The organism is Collimonas sp. PA-H2 (assembly GCF_002564105.1).
In the GTDB taxonomy this organism is placed as follows: domain Bacteria; phylum Pseudomonadota; class Gammaproteobacteria; order Burkholderiales; family Burkholderiaceae_D; genus Collimonas.
The window spans coordinates 3,025,770-3,044,309 of sequence record NZ_PDBX01000001.1; the positions used below are offsets into that span (position 1 = coordinate 3,025,770).

The 18,540-nt window shown below is 59.7% G+C and carries 17 protein-coding genes and 1 other RNA gene; 12 read left to right on the forward strand and 6 right to left on the reverse strand.

Going from position 1 to position 18,540, the window contains the following annotated elements; translation table 11 throughout:
* Window positions 1-5: 5 nt before the first annotated feature.
* The 4 genes from BCF11_RS13825 to BCF11_RS13840 all read left to right on the forward strand — a co-directional run bounded on the left by BCF11_RS13825 (window position 6) and on the right by BCF11_RS13840 (window position 6,556).
* Window positions 6-1,796, forward strand: a complete 1,791-nt coding sequence (locus BCF11_RS13825; protein WP_098495239.1) for an acyl-CoA dehydrogenase C-terminal domain-containing protein — start codon at window positions 6-8, stop codon at window positions 1,794-1,796.
* 86 nt (window positions 1,797-1,882) lie between these two features.
* Entirely contained in the window at window positions 1,883-4,270 is a 2,388-nt protein-coding gene (locus BCF11_RS13830) for a 3-hydroxyacyl-CoA dehydrogenase/enoyl-CoA hydratase family protein (protein ID WP_098495240.1), read from the forward strand.
* 80 nt (window positions 4,271-4,350) lie between these two features.
* Window positions 4,351-5,547 carry an acetyl-CoA C-acyltransferase gene (locus BCF11_RS13835; RefSeq protein WP_098495241.1) on the forward strand — a complete coding sequence of 399 codons (1,197 nt, stop codon included), beginning with the start codon at window positions 4,351-4,353 and terminating at the stop codon, window positions 5,545-5,547.
* A 244-nt stretch (window positions 5,548-5,791) separates the two neighbouring features.
* On the forward strand, window positions 5,792-6,556 hold the full coding sequence (locus tag BCF11_RS13840; protein ID WP_098495242.1) for an enoyl-CoA hydratase: 765 nt from the start codon (window positions 5,792-5,794) through the stop codon (window positions 6,554-6,556).
* A gap of 265 nt (window positions 6,557-6,821) precedes the next feature.
* Here BCF11_RS13840 and BCF11_RS13845 read toward each other — a convergent pair whose 3' ends face one another.
* The 6 genes from BCF11_RS13845 to BCF11_RS13870 all read right to left on the reverse strand — a co-directional run bounded on the left by BCF11_RS13845 (window position 6,822) and on the right by BCF11_RS13870 (window position 11,374).
* Window positions 6,822-7,196, reverse strand: a complete 375-nt coding sequence (locus BCF11_RS13845) for a VOC family protein (RefSeq protein WP_098495243.1) — start codon at window positions 7,194-7,196, stop codon at window positions 6,822-6,824.
* Between the two features lie 30 nt (window positions 7,197-7,226).
* The gene (locus BCF11_RS13850) at window positions 7,227-7,943 is read right to left on the reverse strand and encodes a hypothetical protein (protein ID WP_098495244.1); all 717 of its coding nucleotides are present in this window, start codon (window positions 7,941-7,943) and stop codon (window positions 7,227-7,229) included.
* A 190-nt stretch (window positions 7,944-8,133) separates the two neighbouring features.
* Window positions 8,134-8,253 (reverse strand): entericidin A/B family lipoprotein, encoded by a 120-nt coding sequence (locus BCF11_RS13855; RefSeq protein ID WP_335340133.1) that lies wholly within the window; start codon window positions 8,251-8,253, stop codon window positions 8,134-8,136.
* 97 nt (window positions 8,254-8,350) lie between these two features.
* Window positions 8,351-9,022 carry a MarC family protein gene (locus BCF11_RS13860; RefSeq protein ID WP_098495246.1) on the reverse strand — a complete coding sequence of 224 codons (672 nt, stop codon included), beginning with the start codon at window positions 9,020-9,022 and terminating at the stop codon, window positions 8,351-8,353.
* A 134-nt stretch (window positions 9,023-9,156) separates the two neighbouring features.
* Window positions 9,157-10,086 (reverse strand): ornithine cyclodeaminase family protein, encoded by a 930-nt coding sequence (locus BCF11_RS13865; RefSeq protein ID WP_098495247.1) that lies wholly within the window; start codon window positions 10,084-10,086, stop codon window positions 9,157-9,159.
* A gap of 19 nt (window positions 10,087-10,105) precedes the next feature.
* Window positions 10,106-11,374, reverse strand: coding sequence for a D-amino acid dehydrogenase (locus BCF11_RS13870; RefSeq protein ID WP_098497499.1), 1,269 nt, complete (start codon window positions 11,372-11,374; stop codon window positions 10,106-10,108).
* 252 nt (window positions 11,375-11,626) lie between these two features.
* Here BCF11_RS13870 and rnpB point away from each other — a divergent pair.
* From rnpB to coxB, 8 genes are all read left to right on the forward strand, one after another.
* Window positions 11,627-11,952: RNase P RNA component class A (gene rnpB, locus BCF11_RS13875), an RNA gene on the forward strand.
* A gap of 148 nt (window positions 11,953-12,100) precedes the next feature.
* Window positions 12,101-12,655 carry a fasciclin domain-containing protein gene (locus BCF11_RS13880; protein WP_098495248.1) on the forward strand — a complete coding sequence of 185 codons (555 nt, stop codon included), beginning with the start codon at window positions 12,101-12,103 and terminating at the stop codon, window positions 12,653-12,655.
* 192 nt (window positions 12,656-12,847) lie between these two features.
* Window positions 12,848-14,008, forward strand: coding sequence for an acyl-CoA dehydrogenase family protein (locus tag BCF11_RS13885; RefSeq protein ID WP_098495249.1), 1,161 nt, complete (start codon window positions 12,848-12,850; stop codon window positions 14,006-14,008).
* Window positions 14,005-14,805, forward strand: a complete 801-nt coding sequence (locus BCF11_RS13890; RefSeq protein WP_098495250.1) for an enoyl-CoA hydratase — start codon at window positions 14,005-14,007, stop codon at window positions 14,803-14,805. Before BCF11_RS13885 ends, BCF11_RS13890 begins: the two co-directional genes overlap by 4 nt.
* The gene (locus BCF11_RS13895; protein WP_098495251.1) at window positions 14,805-15,965 is read left to right on the forward strand and encodes an enoyl-CoA hydratase/isomerase family protein; all 1,161 of its coding nucleotides are present in this window, start codon (window positions 14,805-14,807) and stop codon (window positions 15,963-15,965) included. Before BCF11_RS13890 ends, BCF11_RS13895 begins: the two co-directional genes overlap by 1 nt.
* Window positions 15,966-16,037: 72 nt before the next feature.
* On the forward strand, window positions 16,038-16,487 hold the full coding sequence (locus BCF11_RS13900) for a DsrE family protein (RefSeq protein ID WP_098495252.1): 450 nt from the start codon (window positions 16,038-16,040) through the stop codon (window positions 16,485-16,487).
* Between the two features lie 379 nt (window positions 16,488-16,866).
* Window positions 16,867-17,325, forward strand: a complete 459-nt coding sequence (locus BCF11_RS13905; protein ID WP_098495253.1) for a DUF2244 domain-containing protein — start codon at window positions 16,867-16,869, stop codon at window positions 17,323-17,325.
* Window positions 17,326-17,357: 32 nt separating this feature from the next.
* A complete protein-coding gene (gene coxB, locus BCF11_RS13910) occupies window positions 17,358-18,530 on the forward strand; it encodes a cytochrome c oxidase subunit II (RefSeq protein ID WP_098495254.1) in 1,173 nt (390 codons plus the stop codon).
* Window positions 18,531-18,540 lie beyond the last annotated feature (10 nt).

Consider the following 18,540-nt stretch of genomic DNA (forward strand, 5'->3'; position numbering starts at 1 on the left):
GCACCATGGGTCAATACGTCGCGCCACTGCGGGATATGCAATTCGTCATGCACGAGTTGCTGCATGTAGAAGATGAACTGAAACAATTGCCGAAGCATGCCGAGATTGATGCCGACATCATCAATCAAGTGCTGGAAGAGGGCGGTAAATTTACCTCCCAGGTATTGTTCCCGCTGAACCATTCCGGCGACCGTGAAGGCTGCCACCACGACAAGGCTACCCACACCGTCACTGCGCCAAAGGGTTTCAAGGAAGCCTACAAGCAGTATGTGGAAGCCGGCTGGCCATCGCTGGCCTGCGATCCTGAATTCGGCGGCCAAGGCCTGCCACTGGTGATCAACAATTCGTTCTACGAAATGATGAACTCGGCCAACCAGGCCTGGACCATGTACCCGGGCTTGTCGCACGGCGCCTACGAGTGCCTGCACGCACACGGCACGCCGGAGCAGCAAGCGCTGTACCTGCCTAAGCTGGTGTCCGGCGAATGGACCGGCACCATGTGCCTGACCGAATCGCATTGCGGTACCGACCTCGGCATGCTGCGCTCGAAAGCCGAGCCGCAAGCCGACGGTTCCTACAGCATCACCGGCAGCAAGATTTTCATCTCCGCCGGCGAGCACGACATGTCGGCCAACATCCTGCATCTGGTGCTGGCGCGCCTGCCAGGCGCACCGGAAGGGTCCAAGGGCATTTCCCTGTTCCTGGTGCCGAAGTTCCTGCCGAACGCAGACGGCTCGCTGGGTGCGCGCAATCCGATCACCTGCGGCGCGATCGAAGAAAAAATGGGCATCCATGGCAACTCGACCTGCCAGATGAATCTGGACGGCGCTACCGGCTGGATCATCGGCGGCCCGCACAAGGGCTTGAACGCGATGTTCGTGTTCATGAACGCAGCCCGCCTCGGCGTCGGCATGCAAGGCCTGGGTCTGACTGAAGTGGCTTACCAGAACGCACTGGTGTACGCCAAGGACCGCATCCAGATGCGTAGCCTGTCCGGCATCAAGGCGCCAGACCGGCCAGCCGATCCTATCATCGTCCATCCAGACGTGCGCCGCATGCTGTTGACCGCAAAAGCGTATGCTGAAGGCGCACGCGCTTTCTGTTCTTACGTCGCGCTGCAGCTGGACAAGGAACTGAACCACCCGGACGAGCAAGTGCGCAAGGACTGCGCCGATGAGGTCGCCCTGCTGACGCCAGTGATCAAGGCCTTCATCACCGACAATGCCTGGGTTGCGACATCGGAATGCATGCAGGTGTACGGCGGCCACGGTTTCATCGCCGAGTGGGGCATGGAGCAGTATGTGCGCGATGCCCGCATCAACATGATCTATGAAGGCACCAACACCATCCAGTCGCTCGATCTGCTGGGCCGCAAGGTGTTGATGGACAACGGCGCCAAGCTGAAGAAATTCGGCGCCAAGGTGCAGGCTTTCATCGAAGAGAACGGCGCCGACGAAGCGCTGTCGGAATTCATCACGCCGTTGGCCGACCTCGGCGACAAGGTCAGCAAGCTGACCATGGAAATCGGCATGAAGGCTTTCCAGAATCCGGACGAAGCCGGCGCAGCAGCAGTACCTTACCTGCGCGTAGTTGGCCACCTGGTGTACGCCTACTTCTTTGCGCAAATGGCAAAGATCGCTTTGGCCAAGCAAGATTCAGGCGACAAGTTCTACGTTTCCAAGCTGGCGACCGCACGTTTCTACTTCGCCCGCCTGCTGCCGGAAACCGCAATGCTGATTCGTCAGGCACGTTCCGGTTCGGGCAGCCTGATGGCGCTGGACGCGGATTTGTTCTAATGGATTTGTTCTAAATAAGCAGTAGGGCGGGCCTGGCGCGAACAGCGCGGGCCTGCACTCCCAACAGACTGACCAAGGAGAAACAAGTGTCGAATTTCATCGTTAAAAAAGTCGCCGTCCTCGGCGCCGGCGTGATGGGCGCGCAAATCGCCGCCCACTGCCTGAACGCCAAGGTGCCGGTGGTGCTGTTCGATCTGCCCGCCAAGGAAGGCCCGAAAAACGGCATCGTCCTGCGCGCCATCGAAAACCTGAAGAAACTCAGCCCTGCGCCGCTCGGCAACAAGGATGACGCATCGCTGATCGAAGTCGCCAACTACGAAGACAACCTGGACGTGCTGGCCGGCTGCGACCTGATCATCGAAGCCATCGCTGAACGCATGGACTGGAAGCATGACCTGTACAAGAAGGTCGCGCCGCACATTGCGCCGAACGCGATTTTTGCCTCCAACACCTCCGGCCTGTCGATCACCGCATTGTCGGAAGGTTTCGACGCCGAACTGAAGGCACGCTTCTGCGGCGTCCACTTCTTCAACCCGCCACGCTATATGCACCTGGTGGAACTGATCCCGACCGCCACCACCAAGCCAGAGATCCTCGATCAGCTGGAAGGCTTCCTGGCGACTACGCTGGGCAAGGGCGTGGTCCGCGCTAAAGATACCCCTAACTTCATCGCCAACCGCGTGGGCGTGTTCGGCATCTTGTCGACAGCTCACCAGGCTGAAAAATTCGGCCTGTCGGTCGATGTCGTCGATGATCTGACCGGCGCCAAGCTGGGCCGCGCCAAGTCGGGTACCTTCCGTACCGCCGACGTGGTTGGCCTGGACACCATGGGCCATGTAATCAAGACCATGCAGGACACCCTGAAGGACGATCCTTTCTACGGCGTATACGCGACGCCGCCGCTGCTGGCCAAACTGGTCGAGCAGGGCGCGCTGGGCCAGAAGACCGGCGCCGGCTTCTACAAGAAGGTCGGCAAGGACATCCTGCGCATCGACGCCGCCAAGGGCGAGTATGTTACCGGCGGCGGCAAGGCCGACGAGCTGGTGGCGCGCATCCTGAAAGACAAGGATCCGGTCAAGCGCATGAAAACCCTGCGCGAATCGACCAACCCGCAAGCGCAATTCCTGTGGTCCATCTTCCGTGACGGCTTCCACTACATCGCGGTCCACATGGAGTCGATCGCCGACAACGCGCGCGACATCGATTTCGCCATGCGCTGGGGCTTCGGCTGGAGCGTAGGTCCTTTCGAAATCTGGCAATCGGCCGACTGGAAGCAGATCGCCGGCTGGGTCAAGGAAGACATCGACGCCGGCAAGGCGCTGTGCAATGCACCGCTGCCAGCCTGGGTATTCGACGGCCGCACCGGCGTGCACGCTGCCGACGGTTCCTACTCGCCAGCGAAGAAAGCCAATGTTGCCCGTTCCACTTTGCCAGTCTACGAGCGCCAGGTATTCCGCGCACCGTTGCTGGGTGAAGGCGTGGCCGACGGCAAGACTGCCGGCACTACCGTCTTCGAAGACGACTCGGTACGCGCATGGCACCAGAACGACGACGTCCTGGTCCTGTCCTTCAAGACCAAGATGCACGTGATCGGACCTGGCGTTATCGCTGGCCTGAACAAAGCCGTCGCTGAAGCAGAAAAGAACTACAAGGGCCTGGTGCTGTGGCACGCGGATGCAGCCGAAGGCGGCGCATTCTCTGCCGGCGCCGACCTGCAATCGATGCTGCCTTTGTTCATGTCGGGCGGCGCCAAGGCGATCGAGCCGATGGTCGCCGAATTGCAGCAAGCCTTCATGGGTCTCAAGTACGCCAGCGTACCGGTGGTTGCTGCAGTGGCCGGCCTGGCGCTGGGCGGTGGTTGCGAATTGGCGCTGCACACAGCCAAGCGCGTCGCATCGATCGAATCGTACATCGGCCTGGTCGAAGTCGGCGTTGGCCTGATCCCTGCCGGCGGCGGCCTGAAGGAAGCGGCAGTACGCGCAGCCAACGACGCCAAGGGCAACGACATCCTGCAATTCCTGAAGACGTCCTTCATGAATGCAGCGACAGCCAATGTCTCGAAGTCGGCCTTGCAAGCGCAAAGCATGGGTTATCTGAAAGCCACCGATGTGATCGTGTTCAACGCTTACGAGCTGCTGCATGTGGCCAAGGTTGAAGCACGCGCCATGTTCGACGCTGGCTACCGTCCACCGCTGAAGGCGCAGATCGCAGTCGTAGGCCGCGACGGCATCGCCACCATCCTGGCGCAGCTGGTCAACATGCGTGACGGCGGCTTCATCTCGGCACATGACTACAAACTGGGCCACATGATTGCCAACATCGTTTGCGGCGGCGAAGTCAACGAAGGCAGCATCGTGAATGAACAATGGTTGCTGGACCTGGAGCGCAAAGCGTTCGTCGAACTGCTGAACAACCCTAAGACGCAAGAGCGGATCATGGGCATGATGCAGACCGGTAAGCCAGTGCGCAACTAAGTTAACTATTTGCGGGACAGAGTTTAAGAGCCACCGCAGCGTGGCGAATTACTCTGTCCCCAACTGATCAGGAGATCAAAATGAGCAAACAACTTCAAGAAGCGTATATCGTTTCCGCTACCCGTACGCCAATCGGCAAGGCGCCGCGCGGCATGTTCAAGAACACCCGCCCGGACGACCTGCTGGTGCGCGTCATGCAATCCGCCATGGCGCAAGTGCCAGGGCTGGATCCTAAGCTGGTGCAGGACGCCATCATCGGCTGTTCTTTCCCGGAAGGCGCACAAGGCTTGAACATGGCGCGTAACGCCGTGCTGCTGGCCGGCCTGCCGAACACCATCGGCGGCGTCACCGTCAACCGCTACTGCGCATCCGGCATCACCGCGATCGCCATGGCTGCCGACCGCATCCGCGTCGGCGAGGCTGATGTCATGATCGCCGGCGGCGCCGAATCGATGTCGATGGTGCCGATGATGGGTTTCCATCCATCGGTCAATATGAACGCGTTCTCGGATGAAAACGTCGGCATGGCCTACGGCATGGGTCTGACTGCGGAAAAAGTCGCCCAGCAATGGAAAGTTTCGCGCGAAGCGCAAGACGCGTTTTCGGTGGAATCGCACCGCCGCGCCATCGCCGGCCAGCAGGCTGGCGAGTTCAAGGATGAAACCACTTCCTTCGACATCATCGAGCGCTTTCCGAACCTGGCGACCGGCGAGATCGATCTGAAGAACCGCACCGTCGACCGCGACGAAGGCGCACGCGCCGAGTCGAGCATGGAAACGCTGGGCAAGCTGAAGGCAGTGTTTGCTGCCAAAGGCACTGTCACAGCAGGCAACAGCTCGCAAATGTCGGATGGCGCCGGCGCCCTGATCCTGGTCAGCGAAAAAATCCTAAAGGAATTCAACCTGACCCCGCTGGCCCGCTTCGTCTCGTTCGCAGTACGCGGCGTACCGCCGGAAATCATGGGCATCGGTCCTAAGGAAGCGATCCCGGCAGCACTGCGCGCCGCCGGTCTCACTCAGGATCAGCTGGATTGGATCGAATTGAATGAAGCATTCGCAGCGCAAGCGCTGGCAGTGATCCAGGACCTCGGCCTGGATCCATCCAAGGTCAACCCGCTGGGCGGCGCAATTGCGTTGGGCCACCCGCTGGGCGCAACCGGCGCCATCCGCGCCGCCACTGCGATCCACGGCATCCGCCGCCGCAACCAGAAGTACGGCATGGTCACCATGTGCGTTGGTGCCGGCATGGGCGCTGCTGGTATCTTCGAACGCATGTAATCGTTTGAATTAGCAGATTGTCATAAGCAATCGTAAAAAACAAAAAAGCCGTGCAGCCATCCTTCGCACGGCTTTTTTGTCTTCCAGTCCGCCACAGGCGCGATAACCGCGTTGCATGGCGCTTGCCGTACTAGCGTACTGTCTGCGCGCCATGCGCCTTGTTCTCGCGCCTGTGGCGAACTGGAAGACCGTGGTTTTACGACCTATTCTATCGAACGTGTTGTAGTGATAAATGGAGTACCAGATGGATATTTTGACCAGCAAGGAAAACGGCATTCTGACGATTGAATTCAACCGTCTCGAAAAGAAGAATGCGATCACCGCCGCCATGTACCAGACCATGGTCGACGCCTTGAAAGACGCCGAGACCGATAACGTAGTACGCGCCATCCTGTTCGTCGGCAAGCCGCAGATCTTCAGCGCCGGCAACGACCTCGAAGATTTCATGAAGAACCGGCCGACCGGCACCGACAGCCCGGTGTTCCAGTTCCTGTGGCAGATCAGCCACGCCAGCAAGCCGATGGTAGCGGCAGTGGCCGGCGCCGCGGTCGGCATCGGCACCACCCTGCTGATGCATTGCGACCTGGTGTACGCAGCCGACAACGCCCGTTTCTCGATGCCGTTCACGCAACTGGGTTTGTGCCCTGAAGCGGCCTCCAGCCTGATCCTGCCGCAGATCGCCGGCTATCAGCGCGCGGCGGAAAAGCTGCTGCTGGGCGAAGCCTTCACGGCAGAAGAAGCTGCATCCATGGGCCTGGTCAACAAGGTCTTGCCGGCGGAAGAACTGCTGGCGTTTGCGCAGGCGCAGGCGGCCAAGCTGGTAGCCTTGCCGGCAGCGTCTATCCGCATCACCAAGCGGTTGATGAAGGGTGGTCAGACTGCTGAGGTGGAAGCACGGATGGCGCAGGAGGTCGAACATTTTGGCGCCATGCTGAAGGCACCTGAAGCGGCGGAAGCATTTACGGCATTTTTTGAGCGGCGCAAGCCTGATTTCAGCAAATTTTGCTGAGTAGCAGCTTCATCGTAAGCATAAAGAGCCCGACGACAAGTCGGGTTTTTTATGGGCGCTCGGAATGCGTGCATTTATACAGGCCGATTTTGCACCTGAAGTGGCTTGTATTACGTGGAGCGAGGTACGCAGTGTCCGCATGTCGGAACGCGGCGTGGCGCCGATTTCTGTGGCGCCCGTTGGACTGAGGCTTAAAGTGTAGCATCTCAAACTTGCCCCGACATCAAGTGTCAATTCAAATCCTGAACGCCCCTCGATGGAAGGGTTAGGCCTCGGGTTCTTGGCAAACCACTTCGATGTTGTGCCCGTCCGGACCAATGACAAATGCTGCATAGTAGTTCGCGTGGTAGTGCGGGCGCAGACCAGGCGCACCATTGTCTTTGCCACCTGCCTCCAGAGCCGCGCGATAGAAAGCTTCGACTTGCTGGCGATTCTCGGCCGTGAACGCCAGGTGAAGATGCGCCGGCCTTTCCTCGGTTTGGTGCAGGCACAATGAAGCCTTACCCTTTGGGCTAAGCTCGACACCGTACGTCGGCGGCCCCTCCGAAACAACAGCTACGCCGAGCGGTTCGAGTGCCTTGAGGAAGAACGCTTTGCTCGCTGCATAGTCGCTGACTCCGAATTTGACGTGGTCAAACATAAGTTCTCCTGAAGTGTGTGGATCGGCGCCTTATTTCCCCAGCAGCGCCAGAGAATGATTCCATTCCGTAGCCCATGTGTACAAAAAATCATGCGCATTAAATGCTCTTTTCAGGTGCGGTATTGGCACCCGATACACATCGTTTAATCCCAGCGCCAAAGTGACCGGGTTCCACACGACCTTGTTTTTTGCTCTTTTAGCGTTGCCTTTAACCCTTGCACCTTCATCGCCGAATATGCCGCCGCCATCGCTAAGGGCCTGCGCCAAATCAATTTTCACCAGGCTGGAAAATGCCATCAGCACTTGCTCTTTGTTGATGCCAGTCTGTGACTCCATTGCCGCTTCGATCTTGACTGGTTTGGACTTGGCTTCGGCCTCGCGCTTTAGCTTGCCTGGCATGCGCTCCAGATCCTTCTTCAGGAAACGCAACTCATGCAAGGCCCTGCGAAATCCTGGCGGCTTGAGTTGTGCCACGATCTTATAGACGTCTTTGGTGATCGTGATGAGCACATCTTCGCTCCCGGCCGCGAGCCGTCTGGTGTCGCCTTCGAAAAAGATCGGCGCCGCATAACCGCCGTTGGCGTCGCCGAAGAGCGCCGGATAGTCGGCGTCATAGTCCAGCCAAACGTAGGGCGTCAAGCCGTTTTCTATCATGCGCGCCAATGTCCATGGCTCGCCAGTCTGCTGTGCAAGCCAGTGGCAAGCCTGCTCAGTTGTTGCTCGAAAAGGCAGTTCGATGATCGTCATTTCTGGGGGATTGGAACGACTCTAAAATTGGATGTGTATGTCTGACGCTGATTGGCGTAGCCAAATGCGAGGTGAAATTTTTGTCCGAGTCCGATTTGCGAAGCGATTCTTAATAACCAGATATTACGGAAATGGGGGCCGGCAAGGAGCGACCGATAACACTGCCCGCCCCATGCCTATTCTCCCGGAATTACATTTTCTTCTGCACATCCTGCGCAGCATCCTGCACCTTTTCACCGCCGGTTTGCACATCCTTACCCACGCCTGCTACCGTGTTGCAAGCGGATATTGCGCCAAACATGCCAAACATTGCTGCAATGACCATGATTTTCTTGAGCATTGTGTTCTCCGTGTGGGTTGGTGAGGCAATAATCTTATCATCAGCACTCGCTTTGTCCACGCTTAAATCAATGCGCTTGCCATAACATCAAGAGACCGCTGACGCCATCCCACAGGATTTGCACGCCGATGCACAGCAGGATGAACGAGGTCATACGCTGCATCACGGTGGTGCCGGTATCGCCCAGCAGGCGGATCAATACTCCGGCAAAGCGGTTGCTCAGATAGACCGTCAGCGCCGCCAGCGCCAGGCCGACTACGGCGGCCACCAGCGATAGCGGCAGCGGCACGTTGGGCACGCGAACGCCGGCGCCCAGGGTGATGGCGACTGAGATCGAACCCGGTCCCACAGTTAGCGGAAAAGCCAGCGGATAGAACGCTTTCTTTGACGCCAGCTCCTCGGTCCAGAGCGACTCCGGCACCGCTTCGCCTTTCGGCATTTCGTCGGAGTTCAGCATTTTCCAGGAGGTGGCCACCACCAGCAGGCCGCCGGCAACCTTGACTACCGGCAGCGACAAGCCGAAGAAGGCTAGCACGTGGGTGCCGATGAACATGCCGCCTACCAGCAGCAGGAAGGAATTGATGGCGACCCGGCGCGCCAGTGAATTGCGGGTGGCGTCGGAGGCGGTGATGGTCAGCGAGTGGAAAATCGGGGCGCCGCCGGGCGGGTTCATGATCGGCAGCAGCGCCGCCAGCACAAAGAGCACCGTCTTCATGAAGCTGAGTAAGTGGAATTCCATGTGTGCTGGTCGTCGGTAATCGTGCATTGACTGCCGGCGGCGATTTGCAGCGCCGCCGACAGTGAGAGCCCGATTCTAGACCGCCGGCCTGGCGGCGGCAAGTGATGCCGCCAAGCGGGCAAGGATAAGCCCTGTTACCAGCCGAAGCGCTCGCATGCGCGCCGGTAGACCAGGCCGGACAGGGCAATGTCTTCGACGCCGACGCCGATCGCCTTGTAGATCACCAGGTCGTCGGGTTGGCGCTGGTAGCCGCTGCTGCCGTCGACAATCTGTCCCAGTTCCCACACATTCTCCCAAGCGAAAGTGCCGGGCTGGCATAGCAGCAGGTCGCCGGCTTCCTGCTGTGCTTGCGGCTTCCATTCCACCACCAGCGCATTGGCGCGGACAATCGCGCGGTCGTCGAGTTCGCGCAGGTTGCCTTTGCTGGCGCCGACGGCGGCGACGAAAGCGCCGGGCTTCAGCAAATCTCCGGCAAACAGCGGTTCGGCGGAACGCGTGACGGTCACCACCACGTCGCCCGCTTGCGCTGCCTCGTCGATGCTGACGGCGCGCGCCGGCACGCCGGTCTGTTGCGTGATCTGCTCGGCAAACTGCTGCTGGCCACTGCGGCCGGCGATCAGGATTTCCTTGAACTTGCGCACCGCCAGCAAGGCCGGCACATGCGAGTGGCCCTGGACGCCGGTGCCGATCACGGATAGCGTGGCGGTATCCTTGTTGGCTAGGTAGTCGGCGGCGACGGCGGTGGCGGCTGCGGTGCGCAAGCCGGTCATGGTGTCGGATTCAATCGCAGCCAATGGCCGGCCGTCTTCGGTGGAGAACAGCACGGTGACGAAATGGAATTTGCCATTGATGGTGGTGTAGACCTTGTAGCCAGCGATGCCGGCGGCGGGCAGCAGGGCGCCCATGCTGGACATCATGATAGGGCCGTTGCTGCCGGCGGCGCTGGTGCGCATGCGTGCTTGCTGGGCGCCTTGGCCTATGCCCTTGAAAGCCTGGCGCATGGCGTCTATTGCATCGCCGGTGTTGATCAGTTCGGCGACTTGCTGGTTGGTGATGAGTTTCATGTTTGTCCTCGGCCGCGGGTTAGGGTTTGAATGCAAAGGGGTTGGCGTCGATGGCGGTAGCCTCGCCGGCGATCAGCTGCGCTAGCAGGCTCGCGCTGCCGTGCGCCAGGGTCCAGCCTAGGCTGCCGTGGCCGACGTTCAGGTACAGGTTTTTCAGCGGCGAGGCGCCGACGATAGGCACGCCGCTCGGCGTCGCCGGCCGGAATCCGGCCCATGGCGACAGGTTCGCGCTATCCGACAGATCGGCGCAGCCGGGAAACAGTTCGCCGACGCCGCGCTTCAGTTCGTCGATGGCGGCGGCCGGTATGCTGCGATCCATGCCGACCAGTTCCACCCGTCCGGCGACGCGCAGGCGGTTGCCGAGCCGCGCGTAGACGATTTTCTTGGAAAGGTCGGTGATCGACACTTGCGGCGCCGCAGCCTGGTGGCTGGCGTCGTTCAAGGGAATGGTGATGCTGTAACCCTTGAGCGGATACAGCGGCAGTGAAAATCCTGCCTGGCGCGCAAAGCCGGCGCTGTCGGCGCCGAGCGCCAGCACGAAGGCTTCGGCCTCGATTTTTTCAGCGCCGGCATGCACCGCGGTCAGTGCGCCAGCACGCATTTCCAGTTTGCCGATGCGTTGCGAGTGGGCAAAGCGGAAGCCTGGCTGCTGCGCCATCGCCGCCACCAGCTGTTGGCAGAACCTGGCGCAATCGCCGGCTTCTTCGCTCGGGGTATACACGCCGCCGGCCCAGTCGCGTTTGGCGTCGGCCAGCGCCGGCTCGATCTGCAGGCAACGGACGGCGTCGATGATCTCTTGTTCGCAACCATGCTGCGCCTGGAAGTCGATTTGCCGGCGCGCGCCTTCCAGGCCCTTGGCGTCGCTGTAGAGCACCAGCTTGCCGGCGGTGCGATGCTGGAAGTCGAGCGGGACGACCGTGGTCAGTTGCCGCAATTGATCGCGGCTGAAGGAAGACAGGTGCAGCAGGGCTATGGTGGTCTGGCGCACGCGCTTGCTGTTGCAGGCGCGGAGGAATTTGAGCAGCCAGCGCCACTGCGCCGTATCCATTTTCGGCCGCAGGGTCAGCGGCGAATCGGCGCTGAACAGATATTCCGGCCAGTGCGTCCACACCGAGGGATCGGCCAGCGGCGCCACGTACGAGTAGCTCAGCTGCGCGCCGTTGCCCAGGCTGGTCTGGCTGCCGGGCTGCGCCGCCGCATCGACCAGGGTCACCTGATGGCCGGCTTCCAGCAAACGGTAGGCGGAGGTCACGCCGATGATGCCGGCGCCAAGTACGCAGATATGCATTTGTTCTATCCTGTTGCGCAAGTATTGAATGACGTCGCGGCAAGCCGCTGCGCCGTCGATCCGTTTGCGCTTGCGGTTTTGCACTGCAATAATTCCTGGATACTATACGTAGGCGCAGGGCGTCTGTCTCATGCCAATTTGGCATCGCCGGACCGAGCCGGGCGCGGTAAATCGCTGCCCATAATCAAATAATAGCGAAATATCAGCATAGTATCGGCGAGCCTGGCTGCGCATTGCGGTAGAATGCCGCCTGAAGTAAGCCAGACAGCCGCTGGCTGGCGCTGCAAGGCGCCGGCGGGAGGAAGGTCCGGACTCCATAGAGCAGGGTGACGGTTAACGGCCGTCCGCCGCGAGGCGAGGAATAGGGCCACAGAGACGAGCGTATTAAGTTACGGTGAAACGCGGTAACCTCCACTCGGAGCAATCTCAAATAGGCACGCGTTGATGTTGCTCGCGGAGCGTGCGGGTAGAGAGCTGGAGCGCTGGAGCAATTCAGCGCCTAGAGGAATGGCTGTCATAACGCGAGGGCGCAAGCTTGAGCGTCGTAACAGAATCCGGCCTATCGGCTTACTTCATTTTCTTTCGATAGCTGCAGCAAGTGCAGCATCATCTTGTGGTTATCCCACATCTTGCATGATTTTTTGAATCCGGCGAATCCAGTTTCGGGACAGTTGCGTATATGACTGTGCAGGCTCCGAAATCTGACTCTCATTCGAAGGAATCATCATGCGCAAACTTACTTATGCTTTGACTTTGTCCGCCGCTTTGATTGCTGCCAGCGCGGCTCATGCAGAAGACACCGTAATGGTGGGCGGGCAAAGCATGTACCCCAGCAAGGACATCGTCGATAACGCCGTCAATTCGGCTGATCACACCACTTTGGTGGCCGCGGTAAAAGCCGCCGGCCTGGTCGATACGCTCAAGGGAAAAGGCCCGTTCACCGTCTTCGCACCAACCAATGCCGCCTTCGCCAAGCTTCCGGCCGGCACGGTTGACACCCTGGTCAAGCCTGAAAACAAGGCCACCCTGACCAAGATCCTGACTTACCACGTGGTGCCGGGCCGCTACGGTTACGCCAAGCTGGAAAGCGAAATCAAGAAGGGCGGCGGCAAGGCTGAACTGGCGACCGCCAGCGGCGGCAAGCTGACTTTCGAACAGAACGGTCCGCACAACATCTACGTCATGGACGACGGTGGCCACGTTGCCAATATCACCACCTATGACGTGAACCAGTCGAACGGCGTCATCAACGTCATCGATACCGTGTTGCTGCCTAAATAAGCAGGGCAGATCTGCCGGTTTCAAGCGTTTCAGTGGCAGCGAGTTGGGCGACGGCATCCTCCCCGTCGCCCTTTTTTTATCTGAACGGGTTGGGTGACGTTTACGTTAACGTCAATTATTGTTATTCTGCTGGGATATAAATTGCCGTCAGCAGCAATCACCGCCCCTTATTCGCTTTGGAGAGAGACCACCATGGACTTTGAATTATCAGAAGATCAACGCGCATTCCAGCAAACCGCGCGTGATTTCGCCGCAGGAGAACTGGCGCCGCACGCAGCCAAATGGGACGCCGAGGCGATTTTCCCGGTCGACGTCATCGCCAAGGCCGGCGAGCTGGGCTTTTGCGGTTTGTACACGCCGGAAGAAGTTGGCGGCCTGGGCTTGTCGCGGCTCGACGCCACCATCGTGTTCGAGGAACTGGCGCGCGGCTGCACCTCGACTACGGCCTACCTGACGATTCATAATATGGTGAGCTGGATGATCGCCAACTGGGCGACCCCGGCGGTAAAGGAGACCTGGTGCGGCAAGCTGGCGGTTGGCCAGAAACTCGGGTCCTACTGCCTGACTGAGCCAGGCTCGGGCTCCGATGCCGCCTCCCTGAAAACCAGCGCGGTGCTGACCGATGGCCATTACATGATCAACGGTTCCAAGGCCTTTATCTCCGGCGCGGGTTCCACCGATGTGCTGGTGCTGATGGCGCGCACCGGCGCCGGCGGTGCGCATGGCGTGTCAGCCTTCGTGGTGCCGGCCGATGTGCCAGGCATCAGCTACGGCCGCAAGGAAGAAAAAATGGGCTGGAACAGCCAGCCGACCCGTACCATCAGTTTCGACAATGTGCGGATTCCCGCCGACCACCTGCTGGGACAGGAAGGCGAAGGTTTCCGGCTGGCGATGCGCGGCCTGGATGGCGGCCGCATCAATATCGCCACCTGTTCGGTCGGCACCGCCCAGGCCGCGCTCGACGCGGCGCATGCTTACATGAGCGAGCGCCGCCAGTTCAACCGGCCGCTGTCGGATTTCCAGGCGCTGCAATTCAAGCTGGCCGACATGCAGACCGAGCTGGTCGCGGCGCGCCAGATGGTGCGCCTGGCCGCCTGCAAGCTGGACGCCAAGGATCCCAACGCCACCACCTATTGCGCGATGGCGAAACGCTTTGCCACCGACATCGGTTTCCAGATCTGCAATGAAGCGCTGCAGATTCATGGCGGCTACGGCTATATCCGCGAGTACCCGCTGGAGCGCCATTTCCGCGACGTCCGCGTGCACCAGATCCTGGAAGGCACCAACGAAATCATGCGCGTGATTATCGCCCGCCAGTTGCTGGGCAATGCATCCAACGAGGACATCCGATGAGCAGCTCCTACACTGAAGATAACTACACCAACCTGCGCCTGGAAATCATCGGCCACACGGCCGTGGTGACGATGGCCAACCCGCCGGCCAACACCTGGACCGGCGATGCCTTGCGCGACCTGACGCGGTTGGTGCAGGCGCTGAATGGCGACAACAATATCTACAGTCTGGTGCTTACCGGCGAAGGCGAGAAATTCTTTTGCGCCGGCGCCGACCTGAAACTGTTTGCCGATGGCGACAAGGTCATGGCGCGCGAAATGGCGCGCCGCTTCGGTGAGGCATTCGAAACCTTGTCGGCGTTCCGCGGCGTTTCGATTGCCGCTATCAACGGCTACGCCATGGGCGGCGGCCTGGAATGTGCGCTGGCCTGCGATCTGCGCATCGCCGAGGAGCATGCGCAAATGGCTTTGCCGGAAGCAGCGGTCGGCTTGCTGCCCTGCGCCGGCGGCACCCAGAACCTGCCATGGCTGGTGGGCGAAGGCTGGGCCAAGCGTATGATCTTGTGCGGCGAGCGCGTCAATGCCGAAACCGCATTGCGCATCGGCCTGGTGGAAGAGCTGGTTAAAAAAGGCGAAGCCCGGCAGCGCGCACTGGCGCTGGCAGAGCAGGTCGCCCGGCAAAGTCCGTCGAGCGTCAGCGCTTGCAAGAAATTGATCCAGGGCGCGCGCGCCGATCCGCTGGCCACTTTGCTGCCGGTGGAGCGCGAGCTGTTCCTCGATCTGTTCGATACCAAGGATCAGAAGGAAGGCGTCAACGCCTTCCTGCAAAAACGTCCGCCAGTCTGGAGTAATGAATAATGGAAGATGCAGTGAAAAGCGCAGCGCCGGCTTTGTTTGAAGAACTGGTCGCTGCCAACGGCAAGCGCATCGGCGTCGCTACCCTGAATGTTGAAAAGACCCTGAATTCGATCTCGCTGGAAATGGTCGATCTGCTGGATGCGCAATTGCGCGCCTGGGCCGGCGATCCGCAGATCGCCATGGTGCTGCTGCAGGCGGCTGGTGAAAAGGCTTTCTGCGCCGGCGGCGATCTGCAGGGTTTGTACCGCACCATGCTGGACCAGCACGCGTCCGGCCAGAGTGTTGATATCAAGAGCAACAGCTACGCTTGTGATTTCTTCGAGCGCGAATACCGCCTCGACTACCTGATCCATACTTATCCCAAGCCGATGCTGGCATGGGCCCATGGCATCGTGATGGGCGGCGGTATAGGCCTGATGGCCGGCGCCAGCCACCGCGTGGTGACCGAGAAATCGCGCTTGGCCATGCCGGAGATCACCATCGGCCTGTACCCGGATGTCGGCGGCACCTGGTTCCTGAACCGCATGCCGGGCCAGCTCGGCTTGTTCCTGGCTTTGACCGGCGCCTCCTTCGGCGCGGCCGACGCCATCTTCGCCCGCCTGGCGGACTATCAGATCGAACACAGCCAGAAGCAGGCACTGCTGGCAAGCCTGTTGAGCCAGCCGTGGGACGGCAAGCGGGACGATGTGCTGCTGACGCGGGTATTGCTGGCCGCGGAGCAGCAGGCGCAACCGGCATTTGCCGCCGCGCCGGCGCCGTTGCGCCAGCATTTTGAATTGATACACCAGCTGTGCAGTGCGCCGACGCTGGACGAAGTCGTGCAAAACATCGTCGGCTTGCAAACCGACGACGCCTGGCTGCAAAAAGGCATCGCCACCCTGGTTGCCGGCAGTCCGGCTTCGGCCTGGCTGTCGCATGCGCTGCAACGGCGCGCGCTGCACATGTCGCTGGCCGAAGTGTTCAGGCTGGAATATGTGGTGTCGCTGCATTGCGCCGCCCGCGCTGATTTTGCCGAAGGCATACGGGCCCTGATCATCGACAAGGACCGCCAGCCGAAATGGCAGCCGGCCATCCTGGCGGACGTCAGCAAGGAATGGGGCAACGGCTTTTTCGACGATCCGTGGCCAGAGAACGATCACCCGCTGGCGGATTTGGGTTAAGGTTGATTGCCTGAGCGGCGGCCTTGGACCAGGCCGCCCTATCTTGTTTCATTTTTCCGACCGGGAGTGAAGATGCAAAGACGCAGCATCCTGTGGACCATGTTTTCATCAATAGGCGCGGCTTCCGTGCTGGCGGCGAGCGCCAGGCCGGCGCATGCCACCGCGGTGGATAAAGCCAAGGTCGTCTATCACTTGAGCGAGCAGGGCAGGGTCGCCTTCGTGCTCGGCAATATCCAGAGCCATTTTGAGGGCATGGGTGGCCCGGACAAGGTAAAAATCGTGCTGGTGATACACGGCGCCGCGCTCAGGAGCTTCCATGCCGCCCAAGCCAGCCCGGATTTCATTGCGCAAGTTGCCGAGCTGGCAAAAACCGGCCTGGAAATGAACGCCTGCATCAACACCATGAAAGCGCAGAAAGTCGAGCTGAAAGACCTGCTGCCAGGTTTCGGCGTGGCCGACAAGGGCGCTGTGGTGATGCTGGCAGACCTGCAATCGCAGGGTTACGCCTACTTGCGGCCTTGAGGCCGCTCCCTTTCTTGATGGAATCGATTTGTACGCCGCTGGCCGGCAGTAAATCGACTCTGACCCTAATTGTTTTTTCGAATCCGGCGAGGAGCTGAGGTATAAGGAATAATGTTGTCAATTTGCCTCATGAATCCTGCTCCGGTGCTGGCAGATATACTGGTTTTCGCATATAGCGACTATCTGAAACCGGTTATTGCGGGGCTGGACGGGAGTGAGCCTGGGGCTGGCCGGGCGGCTTGAAAGCGGGGTTTTGGGGGCATTTGCGGGGCTGGTTCCGAGGATTTGATTCTCCTTGATAACAAGTTCGATTAGCCCTTATACTTCAAAGGTTTTAGCTTGTGCGTACAGGCAACATGCTTGATGTCGATGGTGCATCATGATTAAGCGAGAATGGGACTTGAGGCGTAACTGCGCTATTGCGCCGCGCCAGCTTGGTTTTTTCTACATGATCCTCTGTGCGACCTCGATGGCCGTGGCGATAGCTTTTACTTTGCGCGGCGCCTGGTTCGTATTGCTGTTCGCGGTGCTGGAAATGTCGGCGGTGGCTGTCGCATTTCTGATTTACGCGCGGCACGCTACGGACCGCGAGCATATCGCGATGCTGGACGACGACTATCTGCTTGTAGAACTGATACAGGCGCAGGAAATTCGACAATTTAAACTGGATTTGCGTTCCATCCGGATTGCAGTGCAGGAGACAAAGAAGGGCCTCATCGGCCTGGAAGCACTAGGCACCCGAGTAGAAGTAGGTCAGTTTTTGACGGAATGGAAGCGGCGTGAGTTTGTGCGAGAGCTGAAGCAGGAGATACAGCGCAGATCATTGCCTGGTGCTTGATAAAATTATAATTTTGGGCTTTTGAGGAAATCATGGAATATGCGAAGCGCCTTACATCGTTGACGCTCGGTGCGTCGCTCCTGGCGGCAGCAATGCCTTCATGGGCGGTGGTCGATAGCCCGGGTGGTCCCAAAGTACTTGGGATGAACTTTCAACCGCCAGTAACCGAAATTGCACAGCAAATCTACGATCTGCACAATTTGATGCTGATCATCTGCCTGGTGATTTTCCTTGCCGTTTTCGGGGTGATGTTCTATTCCATCCTGAAACACCGCAAATCGCTGGGCGCCAAGTCGGCCAGTTTCCATGAAAGCACTGGCGTCGAAATCGCCTGGACCGTGATTCCTTTCCTGATCGTCATCGGCATGGCGCTGCCGGCCACCAAGACGGTGGTGGCGATGAAGGACACTTCCAACGCCGACATCACCATCAAGGTCACCGGCATGCAATGGAAATGGGGCTATGACTACCTCAACGGCGAAGGCGCCGGCATTTCCTTCCTCTCCAACCTCTCCACTCCCCACGAACAAGTGGTCGACTCGACCAAGGTCAAGAACGATAACTACCTGATCGAAGTCGACAATCCGATGGTGGTGCCGGTCAACAAGAAGGTCCGCATCATCACCACCGCCAACGACGTCATCCATTCCTGGACCGTGCAGGCTTTCGGCGTCAAGCAGGATGCGATTCCCGGCTTCGTGCGCGACACCTGGTTCAAGGCCGAGAAGGTCGGCGTCTACCGCGGCCAGTGCGTTGAACTGTGCGGCAAGGATCACGCCTTCATGCCTATCGTCGTCAACGTCCTGAGCGACGCTGACTACAAGGCCTGGGTCGACGGCAAGAAAAAGGAAATGGCTGCGCAGGCAGACGATCCGAGCAAGACCTGGACTATCGACGAGTTGAAACAGCGCGGCGAAAAGGTTTACACCGCGAATTGCGCTGCCTGCCACCAGGCTAGCGGCAAGGGTGTCCCTGGCGCCTTCCCGCCGCTCGACGGCGACCCGGTCGTGAACGGCCCGCGCGCGGGCCAGATCAATGTCGTGTTGAACGGCAAGGTCGACGGCGCCATGCAGATGCCGGCCTGGAAAGCCGTGTTGTCGGATACAGAAATTGCCGCGGTGATCACCTATACCCGCAACAACTGGTCCAACAAGGCACAAGAAAATATTGTCCAACCGGCAGAAGTGCTGGCTGCGCGTAAATAAAACTTTTGGG